Here is a 12,598-nt window from a genome sequence, read left to right as displayed (position 1 = left end):
CGGACCACGTCGGATGGAGAATTCGACAACCACTCTACTGGCCGGTCGTGACTTCTCCCGATCATGACCGTCGCCGGGGCGCTCCGGCGCGAACATCCTCTACCGTTCGCCGGGTGCGGCGTCGGGAAGCGCGGCCGACGCCGCACACCCCATCGCCCGGTGCCGACTCTGGAGGATTCACTGTCCCGGTCGGCGGCGATCGTGAACTATGCCAGAGTCGAGCCGGATCACTGTGCGGCCCTTCGTCTTCGGAATAGCGTGAGCGCGACACCGGATCGTGCGCCCGCCCCGCGGTGTAACCCTGCGAAACCCCCGCCGCCGGGCCCGGCGCACCTATCCGCCGCCATCCTCGTGCCGGGAGCCCATGGGGCCGAGCATCCCATCCGGCACGGGGAGCTCTCCAGTCGCGGCGGAGGCGGCCGACCGGGCCGGGTCGAGGCACTCGCCCGACCCGGTCGGCTTTCGCTCGTCGCCTGGGAACGGCTGTGGCCCAGAGGTTCTCGATCACATGTACGTCTCGATCACCTGCGCAGCGCGGTGTCGGCGAGTTCGGTCCAGTCGGCGAGTACCTGCTTGCGCCGGGCCCGATCCCGGCCGACCATCTCGTCGAGGGTGGTGCCGCGTACCAGGTTGATGGTGAGCCAGAAGGCCGACTCCAGGCGGTCCCTGGTGATACCGGAATCGATGCGGGCGGCGCAGGCGTCCAGCAGTTCGGTGGTGAGCTCGTGCTGCACCCGCAGCATTTCGCGACGCAGCTCGCGGTCGTTGGCGATGCCGACGTACAGCTCCACCGCCGCGCGGCCCAGTTTGCCCGCGAAGGTGGCGGTCACCAGCTCCACCAGCACCGCACCGGCGTCGGTGGCCGACAGCGACCGCAGGCGGCGCCGCATGGCCTCGCGCTGCCGCTGGGTGAGGTGGCCGATGGCCTGTGCGAACAGTTCCTGGCGGGTGTGGAAGTGATGCAGCTGCGCACCGCGGGTCACCCCGGCGCGAGCGGTGATATCGGCGATGGAGGCGCTGCCGTAGCCCACCTCGGCCAGGCTGTCGATCGCGGCGTCCAACAGCAGCGCGCGGGTGCGCAGACTCTTCTCCTGATGCTTGTTCGGCGGCAGCGACGAAACCATTCGACCAGTCTAAACGCTTGAATTACATGCTGCCTTGCATGCAATCAGGTGTCGGACGTAATGTGTCGACATGGCCGTGGACCGTATGCTGCCCACCCCGGAGGCCCGGGATCTGCTCGAGTTGACCCGCGATATCGCCGACAAGGTGCTCGAACCGCACGTCGTCGAGTTCGAGCGGGAACAGCGCTACCCCGAGGAGGCGTTCCGTGCGCTCGGCGCGGCCGGGCTGCTCAGCCTGCCGTACCCCGAGGAGTTCGGCGGCGGCGCGCAGCCGTACGAGGTGTACCTCCAGGTGCTCGAGGAGTTGGCCGCGCGCTGGGCGGCGGTGGCGGTCGCGGTGAGCGTGCACAGCCTGTCCTGCCATCCGCTGTTCGCCTACGGCACCGCCGAACAGCGGCAGCGATGGCTGCCGGAGATGTTGTCCGGCAACCTGATCGGCGCGTACAGCCTGTCCGAGGCGCATGCCGGATCCGATGCGGCGGCGCTGCGCTGCCGGGCGGTGGAGGTCGACGGCGGCTACCGGATCACCGGCACCAAGGCGTGGATCACCAACGGCGGCCGAGCCGACTACTACACGCTGTTCGCCCGCACGGGCGAGGGGTCTCGCGGCGTGTCCTGCTTCCTGGTGCCCGCCGACACCGCGGGCCTGACCTTCGGCAAGCCCGAGGAGAAGATGGGCCTGCGCGCGGTTCCCACCACCTCCGCCGCCTACGACGACGTCTTCCTGCCCGCCGAGCGCCGCATCGGAGACCCCGGTCAGGGCCTGTCCATCGCCTTCAGCGCCCTGGATTCCGGCCGTCTCGGCATCGCGGCCGTGGCCACCGGCATCGCGCAGCGCGCTCTGGACGACGCGGTCGCCTACGCCCGGGACCGCGAAGCATTCGGCCGCCGCATCATCGACCACCAGGGGCTCGGCTTCCTGCTCGCCGATATGGCCGCAGCCGTGGACTCCGCCCGCGCCACCTATCTCGACGCCGCCCGCCGCCGCGACGCCGGGCTGTCCTACTCGCGTCAGGCCAGCGTCGCCAAACTGGTGGCCACCGACGCCGCCATGAAGGTGACCACCGACGCGGTCCAGGTTTTCGGCGGCTACGGCTACACCCAGGACTTCCCGGTGGAGCGCTATATGCGCGAAGCCAAGATCACGCAGATCTTCGAGGGCACCAATCAGATCCAGCGCCTGGTCATCGCCCGCGATCTGGCGGGCAAGTAGCGGCTGCGCGCGGCTATTTCAGATCGGCCAGATCGAGGCCGAGCATGGCCAGCAGTTCCGTGCACTCGGCGGCGCTGCGCGCGTGGACGGCGACCGTCTTCGCGGCCAGGGCGTTGCGCTCGAGCAGGGCCGCCTTCTCGGCGGCGCGGGCGTCGGCGAAACCGATCACCGGATCCGGGTAGGAATTGCTGCGGGCCGTGGTCATGAAGGCTCCTTGCGGGTAGCCCCGACCGAAAACCTTGTGCCTGCGATCGAGGGCCGATACGCGATCACGATCCGCCGCGTGACGGCCGACGATCGGGTTCGACTGCCGCCGACGTTACCCGCTCGGCGGGTGCGGTACTCGATTACCCGATTACCGGCGCGTCAGCGCCTCGGGCCGGGGCCGTTCGGCTCCGGGGGATCGGTGTCGTCGGGGCGGCGTTCGTCCTGGTCACCGTCGGAGCCGGACCCCGCGTCCGATCCGATTCTGCGCGGTTTGGCCATGCGTCGACCGCCTCGGGGCGGGCCGTCCGCACCGGCTCGCTTCCGCCGCGCCGCGCCGAAGTCGATCACGCTCCCGTCCTGCTCGGCCGCCGCCGGATCCGGTTGTACGGTGGGCAGCCAGGCCGAATTCGGCCCCGCCTGCCACCAGCCCGTCTCGCGCTGCAATTCCGACCGCAGCACGGGCCTGGTGGGCGCGGGATCGTAGACCGATCCGCTACCTTCGGACCGCCACGTCTTGCGTGAGCGCTCGCCGGGTTCCTCCGACATGCGCCGCGGTCGCCGCGGCAGCCGGATCGGCTTCCCCGCCTCGGACGCCCCCGCCTCGGCGGCCTTCATCCCCTCCAATTTCCGGCGCAAATGCTCCACCGCGTCGAACCCCGGCTCCCCGGGCTCCGACGGGCGGCCCCGCCCCGGCACTTCCCGATCCGACATCGAACTAGCCGCCGACAGACGCGATGGCGCTCGCGCGCGCCCCGACCGCCGACAACCCGAACCGACTCCTGATCTTCTTCCTGATCGCGTCACTCACGTTCGTATCCTCCCTCGGGACCACCGCGCCCGTTTTCCTGCTCCGACCACCGCATACCGGAGCCAAGCCCGCACGCCGTCGCCACGTGACGAATCAACGATAACCCGGACCGGCCGACCGGCTGGTCAGGCGGCGTGGGTCAGCGTTCGCCGCGCCCCTGTAGCAGGGCGGTGCGGGCCGCGTGGATGGTGGGGTGGTGGGCGGTCCCGCGGCGGTAGGCGATGTGGGTGCGGCGTCGAGTGGCGAGGGGTGTGAGGTGGATGGCGTCGGGTGGGGTGTGGATGGCGAGTTGGGGGATGAGCGCCACGCCCTGGCCCGCCGCCACCAGGGCGAGGACGGCGTCGAAATCGTCGGCGTGGTGGCGGATGTGGGGGGTGAATCCGGCGGCCTGGCAGGTGCGGATGGTCATGGTGTGGCAGAGAGTGCCCGGGGTGCCCGCGATCCAGGGGGTGTCGCGGTGGGTGGACAGCGGGGCGGGGGAGAGGGCGGCGAGGTAGACGGTCTCCTCGAGCAGCGGCTCGGTGTCGAGGGCCGGGTCGGGGGCGACGGGGACGTAGTCGTATTCCTGGACCAGGGCGATGTCGAGGGCATCGGTGCGCAGGGCGCCGGGGGCCAGCGCCGGGTCCAGTTCGGTGACCAGGAGTTCCAGTTCGGGATGTGCGGTGCTGAGGGTGACCAGGGCGGGGGCGAGGATGGTGCGAATCGCGGTGGGGAACACGCCGATGCGCAGTCGGCCGGTCAATGTCGCACGGCCCGCGGCCAATTCGGCGGTGGCCTGTTCCAGCACGGCCAGAATCGTCTCGGTGTGCTGAACCAGGCCGTGTGCGGCGGCGGTGAGGGTGACTCGGCGGCCGGTGCGCTCCAGGAGCGGGACCCCGGCTTCGCGTTCCAGCGCGGTCAGCTGCTGGGAGACGGCGGAGGGGGTGAAATTCAATGCCTCCGCGACCGCCGCGATGGTCTCCCGGTGCGCGAGTTCGCGCAGCAGGCGCAGCTTGCGCACATCGAGCATCAGTTCAGCTTACGCTCAGATGAAGAAATGTGAACTGGACCTGATGGGTGTGGCGGGGGAGGCTCGTGCCATGACGCTCTCCGGACTCTTCGTGCCCCTGGTCACGCCGTTCGCCGCCGACGACACCATCGCCGCCGACGCCTTGGCCGGGCTGGCGCATACCGCGCTCGAACAGGGCGCGACCGGTCTCGTCGCACTCGGCACCACGGCGGAGACGGCGACCCTCACGGAGGCCGAACGCGAACTCGTCGTCGATATCTGCACCCGGGTGTGCCGGGAACACGATGCCCCGCTGATCGTGGGCGCGGGCACCAACTCCACCGCCGCCTCGCTGGCCGCCCTGGAGCGTCTCGGCTCCGGCGTCACCGCCGCGCTGACGGTCGTGCCCTACTACACCCGTCCCACCGAGGCGGGCGTCCTCGCGCATTTCCGGCGGCTCGCCGAAACCAGTCCGGTGCCGCTGGTGGTCTACAACATTCCCTACCGCACCGGCCGCACCCTCGGCCCGGAGACGCTGCGGGCCCTCGCGGCCATCCCGAATATCGTCGGCATCAAACACGCCGTCGGCGCGGTCGACGAGACCACCATCGATCTGATGCGCACCCGCCCAGCCGATTTCGCGGTGCTGGCGGGGGACGACCTCTTCGCCGCGCCCCTGCTCGCCCTGGGCGCGTCGGGTGCGATTCTGGCCTCCGCCAACGTGGCCACCGATGCCTTCGCCGCACTGATCGCCACCTGGCGACACGGCCCGCTCGACAAGGCCCGCCGCCTGAGCGACGCCCTATCCGGCCTGTCCGCGGCCCTGTTCGCCGAACCCAACCCCACCGTCGTCAAGGCGGTATTGGCCGACCGAGGCCGCATCCCCACGGCCTCGGTCCGGCTTCCCTTGCTACCCGCCGCCGAGGAGAGCACGCGAGCGGCCGTGGCCGCCCTCGATGTCCTTGCCGCCGAGCTCTAATCGGTACAACTCGACGAATCAGCCCCGCTCGCGCCGACGCGTCGGTACTCCGGCCATGCCGTTGCTCCCACTGTGGTCGTCCGGCCCGGAGGAGTACGGCTCCGACTTTGACACATGTGCGGCGTTCCCGGCCGCAGCCGAGCCTCCGGGTGTGTCGAATCACCGCAGGGCGACACGGGCTCCGGCGGCCTCGAGCTTGAGTTTGGCGGTCTCGGCGGCGGTTTGGTCCACCTGTTCCAGGATTCTGGCCGGAGCGGACTCGACCAGATCCTTGGCCTCCTTGAGACCGAGGCCCGGGATGACCTCCCGCATGGCCTTGATGACCTGAATCTTCTTGTCGCCGAAGGACTCCAGGACCAGATCGAATTCGGTGCGCTCCTCGGCCGCCTCGGCGGTCGGGGTCGCTTCGGCGGTGACGGCGGCGGCCGTGGGCACGGCGGCGGTCACTCCGAATTCGTCCTCGAACGCCTTGAGGAAGGCCGAAAGCTCCAGCAGCGTCATACCTTTGAAAACATCGAGCAGTTCGTCGATGGTCATTTTGGCCATGATCATTCCCCTATGCGGCCCGACCTGGAGATATCTCCAGGCTACGCGGCGCGCGGGGTGTGCTCGGGGCCCTTGTGCAGATCCTCGAGGAATGCCCGGTGCGTGGCGCAGCGGTGCGCCGGGCCGGGGGTGACGAAGGCCGGGTCCAGCCGCTGTGCGAAGGTCAGGTTGTCCCGGCGCCAGCAATCGACGCATACCGGCTCGCCCATGTCGTCCTCCTCGGGCCGTTCGCGGAAATCCTGTGCGTCTCTTGATTCCCCGTTCCGTATCCGATCAGTCCGCCGTACCCATTTGTTCCTCGGATCGTTACGCGGCCGCACCGGTCGGAGACCCTTTTCTGTCCTCAGTACAAAATGTGCCATTGACAAATGGCACATTCAGGGATGATTCTCTTGCTATGACGAGAGCAAGGTCAACGGCGACCTGCGCATCGGCGGCGATCCCCGTCTCGGCCTCGCGACAAGCGCGGCTCGCGGCGACGGCGTCGGTGGTCGGGTTACGCCGGGTCAATGGACTGCTGCCGCGCAATCGCGTGGGCATCGAACTGGGCCGCGGGCTGATCGCCGGCGTGATGGCCGCCTTCGGGCCGACCCTGCCGGGGACGCGGGTCACCCCGATCCGCTCCGGCGCGATGCGCGGCGAGTGGGTGCGCGCGGCCGGAGTCGCGTACGGGCCGCGGGCGATCTACTACATCCACGGCAGCGGCTACGTGGTGTGCTCGGCGCGCACCCATCGCGGACTGGCATCGCGGCTGTCGAAACTCACCGGACTGCCGGTCTTCCTGATCGATTACCGACTCGCACCCGAACACCGCTTCCCGGCGGCGGCCGACGATGTGGCGGCCGGATACCGCTGGCTGCTCGACCAGGGGCACCGTCCCGAGGACCTGGTGATCGGCGGCGATTCCGCGGGCGGCCATCTGGCCCTGGACCTGCTGCTACAGAACGCGGCGGGGGATCGGCCGCAACCGGCGGGCGCGTTCATGTACTCGCCGCTCATGGACCTCACCCTGACCATGGCCGAGCGGCGCGACCGCGAGCTTCCCGACCCGATGGCCCCGGCGCGCACCGGCCGCCGGCTCATCGAGCTCTACACCGAAGGGCAGCATCCGGATTCGCCGCGGCTGCGCCTCACCGTGCCGCGCGGCGCGGCACTTCCGCCGCTGCTGGTGCAGGCCAGTGCGGGGGAGATGCTCGCCGACGACGCCCGGCACCTGCGCGATATGGCCGTCGCCGCCGGGGCGCGCTGCGATCTGGAACTCTGGCCCGGCCGCATCCATGTCTTCCAGGCCCTGCCGCTGCTGGTTCCCGAAGCGGCACAGGCGCTCCGGCGCACGCGGGGCTTCGTCGCGGGTGCCTTCGCCGAGGCGGCCGCCGACCGGACGAGAGTGGGCTGACATGTCGATTCTCGACGCGGTGCTGCCGGTATTCGGCGGCCGACGATCGCACGGTGCGCGTGCCGTGGTCACCGGCGCGGGCAGTGGCATCGGCCGGGCCTTCGCCCTCGAGATCGCCGCGCGCGGCGGCGACGTGGTGTGCGCGGACATCGACAAAGATCGCGCCGACGACACGGTGCGGTTGATCGAGCGCACGCACGGCCGACCCGCCCACGCCATCTTCTGCGATGTCTCCCGCCGCGAGGACGTGGAGAGCCTGGCACTGCACAGCGAGCTCATCTTCGGCGGCGCACCGACCCTGGTGATCAACAACGCCGGGGTCGGCATCGGCGGAAAACCGGTGGGCGATATCGGTTTCGCCGACTGGGAGTGGGCGCTCGGCATCAATCTGTGGGGTGCCGTGCACGGCTGTGAGATCTTCGCGCCGCGGCTGCGTGCGGCCGGTCGCGGCGGCATCGTCAATGTCGCCTCCGCCGCCGGATTCGCGGCGGCCCCGGGGATGGCCGCCTACAACGTCTCCAAGGCCGGGGTGATGTCGCTGTCGGAGACCTTAGCCGCGGAACTGTCCGGTACCGGTGTGGCGGTGACGGTGCTGTGCCCCACCTTCGTCAAGACGAATGTGGTGCGCGACGGCCGCATCGGCGCACCCTCGGCCCGGCTGGCCGACGAACTCATGCGCCGAACCGGCTTCGCTCCGGAGCGGGTCGCCCGCACCGCCCTCGACGCCAACGACCGCGGTCGCCTCTATGTGCTGCCGCAGTTGGACGCCCACGCCGTCTGGCTGCTCAAGCGGTCCTTCCCCGCCCTCTACACCCATGCCCTCGGTGTGCTGAACCGAATTCTCCCGCAGGACGATTCGACCCAGGCCGCACCGCTGGAACAGACAGGAGTCTGATATGTCCTTCGACTTCGAGGCCATGTTGGCCAAGATCAAGTCCCGGCAGTGGGCGCTCGCCGACATCGACTGGGACGCACCGGGAGCCGAGCTCATCGAGCCCGAACTGCACGCCAAACTGAAGCCTTTCATGGCCGATCTCATGTGGATCGAGAACGTCGGCGCGCGCGGTTTCGCGGCCATGGCCAAGAAGGCCCCGACCGATACGCTGAAGCAGATCTACCAGTACTTCCATGCCGAGGAGCAGCGGCACGCCAATGCCGAACTCGCGCTCATGCGCCGCTGGGGCATGCTCGACGGCGACGAGATCCCCGAGCCGAACATCAATGTCAAACTGGTGATCGAGTTCCTGGACTCGCACGCCGACGATATGTCGCTGTCGTTCCTGGGCACCGTCATCCCCATGCTCGAGGTGGCGCTGGACGGCGCGCTGATCAAGTTCGTCACCGACGAGATCACCGACCCGGTCGCGCAGGAGGTCTTCAAGAAGATCAACGCCGACGAATCACGGCATCTGGCCACCGATTACGCGGTGATGGAGCTGCTCGGCCACGCCACCGTCCGCAAACTCGCCATCGATCTGGTCGGCGGCTGGGCCAAACCCTCGTTCCTCGTCGGCGTGCTCAGCTATGTGCCGCTGCTGAACAAGATGCGCGACAATATCGTCGCCATGGGGGTGGACGAGGAGAAGCTGTACGCGGCCATGCGGCGGTTCAAGGCCGTCGGCGAGCGCACCCCGATCGCCAACCGCGTGCCCATGTACCGCATCGTCAAGATGCACAGCGGCTGGGTGATCAACCGCGATCACCCGTATCACCTGTTCGCCGACGCCATGGTCAAGCTGACCGCGCGCATCCCGGACCGCTTCCTCGGACCGCAGCCGACCTGGTCCAAAGAGCTCACCTACGAGCCGGTCGCATGAGCACGGGCCAGCCGCTGGACGTGGCGATCATCGGCGCGGGCTTCGCGGGTATCGGCGCCGCGATCCGCCTGCGGCAGAAGGGGATCACCGACTTCGAACTGTTCGAGCGGGACACCCGGGTGGGCGGCACCTGGCGGGACAACACCTATCCCGGCGCGGCCTGCGACATCCCGTCGCGCCTGTACTCGTACGCCTTCGCCCCCAATCCGGACTGGTCGCACACCTACTCCGGCAGTGCGGAGATCCTCGCCTACATCGAATCCATGGTGGACGAATTCGGCATCCGCCCCCATATCCGCTTCGACCACACCGTGACCGGGCTGGAGTTCGACGAGGTGAGCGGGCTGTGGGACATCGCCTTCGCGGGCGGCCGCCGACCGGTGAAGGCGCGCAGCGTGGTCGTCGCCTCCGGGCCGCTGTCGAATGCCAGCTTCCCGAACATCCCCGGCATCGAGGACTACACGGGGCACAAGATCCACAGTGCCCGCTGGGATCACGACTACGACTTCACCGGTAAGAAGGTCGCCGTGGTCGGCACCGGTGCCAGCGCCGTGCAGATCATTCCCGAACTCGTGGGCCGGGCGGCGGCGGTCAAGGTCTTCCAGCGCACGCCGGGCTGGGTGCTGCCCCGTGCCAACCGGCGCACCAGCGGTGCCACCCGACGGCTGTACCGGCAGGCCCCCATCACCCAGAAGCTCGCGCGCGACGCCTGGTTCTGGGGCCACGAGTCGGTGGCGCTGGGGGTGGTGTGGAATTCGCCGCTGACCCGGGTGGTGGAATCGGTCGCGCGGCTGCACCTGCGCGGTCAGGTACGCGACCCGTGGCTGCGCCGTCAGCTCACCCCGGACTTCCGGGCGGGCTGCAAGCGCCTGCTGATCAGCAACGACTACTACCCGGCGCTGCAACGGGAGAACTGCAAGCTCATCACCTGGCCGATCGCGCGGCTCAGCGAGCACGGCATCCGCACCGCCGAGGGCATCGAGCACCGGTTCGACTGCATCGTGTTCGCCACCGGCTTCGACGTGTCCAAGGCCGGGGCTCCCATCCCGGTCACCGGACGCGACGGACGGGCGCTTGGTGACGAATGGAGCAGGGGCGCATACGCGTTCAAGAGTGTCGCGGTGGCGGGCTATCCGAACCTGTTCCTCACCTTCGGCCCGAACTCCGGCCCCGGCCACAACTCGGCGCTGGTGTACATGGAGGCGCAGATCGAATACCTCACCGACGCCATCGGCATTCTGCTGGACCGCGATCTGCGCATGCTCGAGGTGCGCCGCGATCGGCAGGACCGCTACAACGCGCGCATCCAGCGCAGGCTGTCGGCCACCACCTGGAACTCCGGCTGCCGCAGCTGGTATCTCACCGAAGACGGCTTCAACGCCACCATGTACCCGGGCTTCGGCACCCAGTTCGTACGCCAGCTGGCCCGGGTGGAACTCGACGACTACGTACTCACCCCGCGCGATGCGGCACCCGCGAGTGCCGACCGTGGAATCGCCGTCTCCCTCGGCTAATGTCGTCTCCGAGCGTGACGCCCGTGCCGCCGACCGGCGCACGGGCGACGCGTCCGGGCGAACCGCGACACAGGGAGGGCGAGACGAGGATGGCGGAATACCGCATCGACGATCTCGCGCGGGCCGCCGGAACCACCGCCCGCAATGTGCGCGCCTATCAGGAGCGCGGCCTGCTCGCCACACCCACCCGGCGCAGCGGCCGCGCACTCATCTACGACGATTCGCACCTCGCCCGGCTGCGCATCATCGACGCCCTGCTCCAGCGCGGGTTCACCACCGCGCACATCGCCGACTTCATCACCAGCTGGGAGACCGGCAAGGACCTCACCGAGGTGCTCGGACTGCAACAGGCCGTCACCGCCACCTGGGGCAGCAGCGCCGCACCACTGGAGGTGCCGCGTGAGCTCGTGGACACCTTCCTGGGGGGTGTCGACGGAGCCCCGGTGACCGGCGACGAGCTGGAACGGCTGGCCGAGCTGGGACTGATCCGGCTGCACGCCGAGACGGTCGAATTCACTCAGCCGGAACTGCTGGAGACCTTCGGGGCGCTGCACGGCTACGGATTCGGGCTCGAGGCCCTGATCGACGTCTATGCCGCCGTCGGTCGTCGCGTGGACGACATCGCCCGGCTCATGGTCACCGCGGCCAAGGACCACATCGTCGCCGAGCACGGTGCGGGCTGGCTGCCCGACAGCGATGCCGAGGTCGCCGCCACCACCAAGATGCTCAATCACCTGCGGGAGCTGGGTGTGACGGCGGTGCAGAACACGCTGGCCCAGGCACTGGACCGGGTGTTGCAGAGCGAACTCAGCGCCTACCTGGAGACGGCCGCCGAAAAGCGCGGCGCGACAAAGCAACCGAAGGATTAGCGGAACGGCCGCGCCCGCACGCTGGCCTACGGCCCATCGGGGTGCGGCGGGCCGGTTACGGTGGCGTGGACGTGAGGTTGTCGGCGGAAAGGGCATCAGGTGCGTGAACTCGGTGTGGCGGTGATCGGTTACGGGCTGGCCGGTGCGGTGTTCCATGCGCCGCTGATCGCCGCCGATCCGCGCTTGCGGGTGGCGGCGGTGGTCACCTCGTCGGCCGAACGCGGCGAGCAGGCGCGGCGGGAGCATCCGGGGGTGCGGGTGCTGGCGGCGGTCGAGGAGCTGTTCGCCGATCCGGCGGGCATCGATCTGGTGGTCATCGCGACGCCCAATCGCACCCACGCCCCGCTGGCCGTGTGGGCGCTGGAGGCGGGGCTGCCGGTGGTGGTCGACAAGCCGTTCGCGCTCACGGCGGCGGAGGGCGAACAGGTGGTGGCGGCCGCCGAGCGGGCCGGGCTGGCGCTGTCGGTGTTCCAGAATCGGCGGTGGGACAGCGACTTCCGCACCATCGCGGCGCTGATCGGCGACGGTCGGCTGGGGGAGGTGCGGCGTTTCGAATCCCGGTTCGAGCGGTGGCGGCCGGTGACCAAGGGCGGCTGGCGGGAGCTGGGCAGCGCCGAGGAAGGCGCGGGCATTCTCTACGACCTGGGCAGTCATCTGGTCGACCAGGCGCTCACCCTGTTCGGACCGGTCACCGACGTGTACTGCGAACTGGACAGCCGCCGTCCCGGCGTCCAGGCCGACGACGATGCCTTCGTGGCGCTCACCCACGCCTCCGGCGTCCGCTCGCACCTGTGGATGAGCGCCGTGGCAGCCCAGCTCGGTCCGCGCTTCCGGGTGCTCGGCTCCGAGAACGGCTATGTCGGTTACGGTCTCGACCCGCAGGAGCAGGCGCTGCGCGACGGGCGTCGACCCGATGACGGAAAACCCTGGGGGACGGTCGATGTCGAGCACGGGGGCTGGTTCGGCACCGATGGGGATACGCGCCGGATCGCCAGCGAGCCGGGCGACTATCCCGCCTTCTATCGCGGTATGGCGGCCGCGCTCATCGACGGTGCTCCGGTTCCCGTCGACCCGCGCGATGCCGTGGCGGCGCTGCGCGTCCTGGAGCGGGCCCGCGCGTCCGCGTCACCCTGAATC

At 69.6% G+C, this 12,598-nt stretch carries 14 protein-coding genes; 8 read left to right on the top strand and 6 right to left on the bottom strand.

The annotated features are described in order from the left end of the window. Window positions 1-521 precede the first annotated feature (521 nt). A complete protein-coding gene (locus tag FOH10_RS24325) occupies window positions 522-1,124 on the bottom strand; it encodes a TetR/AcrR family transcriptional regulator (RefSeq protein WP_143982472.1) in 603 nt (200 codons plus the stop codon). A 70-nt stretch (window positions 1,125-1,194) separates the two neighbouring features. Between FOH10_RS24325 and FOH10_RS24320 the strand changes: the two genes are divergently transcribed. After that, entirely contained in the window at window positions 1,195-2,337 is a 1,143-nt protein-coding gene (locus FOH10_RS24320) for an acyl-CoA dehydrogenase family protein (protein WP_143982471.1), read from the top strand. 13 nt (window positions 2,338-2,350) lie between these two features. Here FOH10_RS24320 and FOH10_RS24315 read toward each other — a convergent pair whose 3' ends face one another. The 3 genes from FOH10_RS24315 to FOH10_RS24305 form a co-directional block, all read right to left on the bottom strand. Next, window positions 2,351-2,542 (bottom strand): hypothetical protein, encoded by a 192-nt coding sequence (locus tag FOH10_RS24315; protein ID WP_029926649.1) that lies wholly within the window; start codon window positions 2,540-2,542, stop codon window positions 2,351-2,353. Between the two features lie 161 nt (window positions 2,543-2,703). After that, window positions 2,704-3,255, bottom strand: a complete 552-nt coding sequence (locus tag FOH10_RS24310; protein WP_143982470.1) for a hypothetical protein — start codon at window positions 3,253-3,255, stop codon at window positions 2,704-2,706. A 236-nt stretch (window positions 3,256-3,491) separates the two neighbouring features. Next, window positions 3,492-4,361 (bottom strand): LysR family transcriptional regulator, encoded by an 870-nt coding sequence (locus tag FOH10_RS24305; protein ID WP_143982469.1) that lies wholly within the window; start codon window positions 4,359-4,361, stop codon window positions 3,492-3,494. A 19-nt stretch (window positions 4,362-4,380) separates the two neighbouring features. Between FOH10_RS24305 and dapA the strand changes: the two genes are divergently transcribed. Next, window positions 4,381-5,319, top strand: coding sequence for a 4-hydroxy-tetrahydrodipicolinate synthase (dapA, locus tag FOH10_RS24300; RefSeq protein ID WP_244961357.1), 939 nt, complete (start codon window positions 4,381-4,383; stop codon window positions 5,317-5,319). Between the two features lie 159 nt (window positions 5,320-5,478). On the opposite strand, the gene rplL is transcribed toward dapA, so the two are convergent. Both rplL and FOH10_RS34970 read right to left on the bottom strand, forming a co-directional pair. Next, complete coding sequence (gene rplL / locus FOH10_RS24295; RefSeq protein WP_143982468.1) at window positions 5,479-5,865, bottom strand: 50S ribosomal protein L7/L12; 387 nt, start codon at window positions 5,863-5,865, stop codon at window positions 5,479-5,481. A gap of 41 nt (window positions 5,866-5,906) precedes the next feature. Further along, window positions 5,907-6,074 carry a hypothetical protein gene (locus FOH10_RS34970; RefSeq protein WP_186000576.1) on the bottom strand — a complete coding sequence of 56 codons (168 nt, stop codon included), beginning with the start codon at window positions 6,072-6,074 and terminating at the stop codon, window positions 5,907-5,909. 188 nt (window positions 6,075-6,262) lie between these two features. Here FOH10_RS34970 and FOH10_RS24290 point away from each other — a divergent pair, with 188 nt between their 5' ends. From FOH10_RS24290 to FOH10_RS24265, 6 genes are all read left to right on the top strand, one after another. After that, window positions 6,263-7,261 (top strand): alpha/beta hydrolase, encoded by a 999-nt coding sequence (locus FOH10_RS24290; protein WP_143982467.1) that lies wholly within the window; start codon window positions 6,263-6,265, stop codon window positions 7,259-7,261. Window position 7,262: 1 nt separating this feature from the next. Beyond that, the gene (locus tag FOH10_RS24285) at window positions 7,263-8,156 is read left to right on the top strand and encodes an SDR family NAD(P)-dependent oxidoreductase (RefSeq protein WP_143982466.1); all 894 of its coding nucleotides are present in this window, start codon (window positions 7,263-7,265) and stop codon (window positions 8,154-8,156) included. 1 nt (window position 8,157) lies between these two features. Then, entirely contained in the window at window positions 8,158-9,078 is a 921-nt protein-coding gene (locus FOH10_RS24280) for a ferritin family protein (RefSeq protein ID WP_143982465.1), read from the top strand. Further along, window positions 9,075-10,592, top strand: a complete 1,518-nt coding sequence (locus FOH10_RS24275) for a flavin-containing monooxygenase (RefSeq protein WP_143982464.1) — start codon at window positions 9,075-9,077, stop codon at window positions 10,590-10,592. The genes FOH10_RS24280 and FOH10_RS24275 overlap by 4 nt, the downstream gene beginning before the upstream one ends. A gap of 89 nt (window positions 10,593-10,681) precedes the next feature. Beyond that, complete coding sequence (locus tag FOH10_RS24270; protein ID WP_143982463.1) at window positions 10,682-11,461, top strand: MerR family transcriptional regulator; 780 nt, start codon at window positions 10,682-10,684, stop codon at window positions 11,459-11,461. Window positions 11,462-11,560: 99 nt separating this feature from the next. Continuing rightward, window positions 11,561-12,595, top strand: coding sequence for a Gfo/Idh/MocA family protein (locus FOH10_RS24265; protein ID WP_143982462.1), 1,035 nt, complete (start codon window positions 11,561-11,563; stop codon window positions 12,593-12,595). The last annotated feature ends 3 nt before the right edge of the window (window positions 12,596-12,598 follow it).

Origin of the sequence: Nocardia otitidiscaviarum, assembly GCF_007362295.1 — a bacterium.
GTDB classification, from domain to species: Bacteria; Actinomycetota; Actinomycetes; order Mycobacteriales; family Mycobacteriaceae; genus Nocardia; species Nocardia otitidiscaviarum.
Note: the sequence above shows the minus strand (reverse complement) of the source record. Positions and strands in the feature narration are given on the sequence as shown.

Excerpts from the sequence above, each read along its gene's own strand:
- FOH10_RS24325 (WP_143982472.1), bottom strand. The coding sequence starts at position 1,124 with ATGGTTTCGTCGCTGCCGCCGAACAAGCATCAGGAGAAGAGTCTGCGC.
- FOH10_RS24320 (WP_143982471.1), top strand. The coding sequence starts at position 1,195 with ATGGCCGTGGACCGTATGCTGCCCACCCCGGAGGCCCGGGATCTGCTC.
- FOH10_RS24315 (WP_029926649.1), bottom strand. The coding sequence starts at position 2,542 with ATGACCACGGCCCGCAGCAATTCCTACCCGGATCCGGTGATCGGTTTC.
- FOH10_RS24310 (WP_143982470.1), bottom strand. The coding sequence starts at position 3,255 with ATGTCGGATCGGGAAGTGCCGGGGCGGGGCCGCCCGTCGGAGCCCGGG.
- FOH10_RS24305 (WP_143982469.1), bottom strand. The coding sequence starts at position 4,361 with ATGCTCGATGTGCGCAAGCTGCGCCTGCTGCGCGAACTCGCGCACCGG.
- dapA (WP_244961357.1), top strand. The coding sequence starts at position 4,381 with ATGAAGAAATGTGAACTGGACCTGATGGGTGTGGCGGGGGAGGCTCGT.
- rplL (WP_143982468.1), bottom strand. The coding sequence starts at position 5,865 with ATGGCCAAAATGACCATCGACGAACTGCTCGATGTTTTCAAAGGTATG.
- FOH10_RS34970 (WP_186000576.1), bottom strand. The coding sequence starts at position 6,074 with ATGGGCGAGCCGGTATGCGTCGATTGCTGGCGCCGGGACAACCTGACC.
- FOH10_RS24290 (WP_143982467.1), top strand. The coding sequence starts at position 6,263 with ATGACGAGAGCAAGGTCAACGGCGACCTGCGCATCGGCGGCGATCCCC.
- FOH10_RS24285 (WP_143982466.1), top strand. The coding sequence starts at position 7,263 with ATGTCGATTCTCGACGCGGTGCTGCCGGTATTCGGCGGCCGACGATCG.
- FOH10_RS24280 (WP_143982465.1), top strand. The coding sequence starts at position 8,158 with ATGTCCTTCGACTTCGAGGCCATGTTGGCCAAGATCAAGTCCCGGCAG.
- FOH10_RS24275 (WP_143982464.1), top strand. The coding sequence starts at position 9,075 with ATGAGCACGGGCCAGCCGCTGGACGTGGCGATCATCGGCGCGGGCTTC.
- FOH10_RS24270 (WP_143982463.1), top strand. The coding sequence starts at position 10,682 with ATGGCGGAATACCGCATCGACGATCTCGCGCGGGCCGCCGGAACCACC.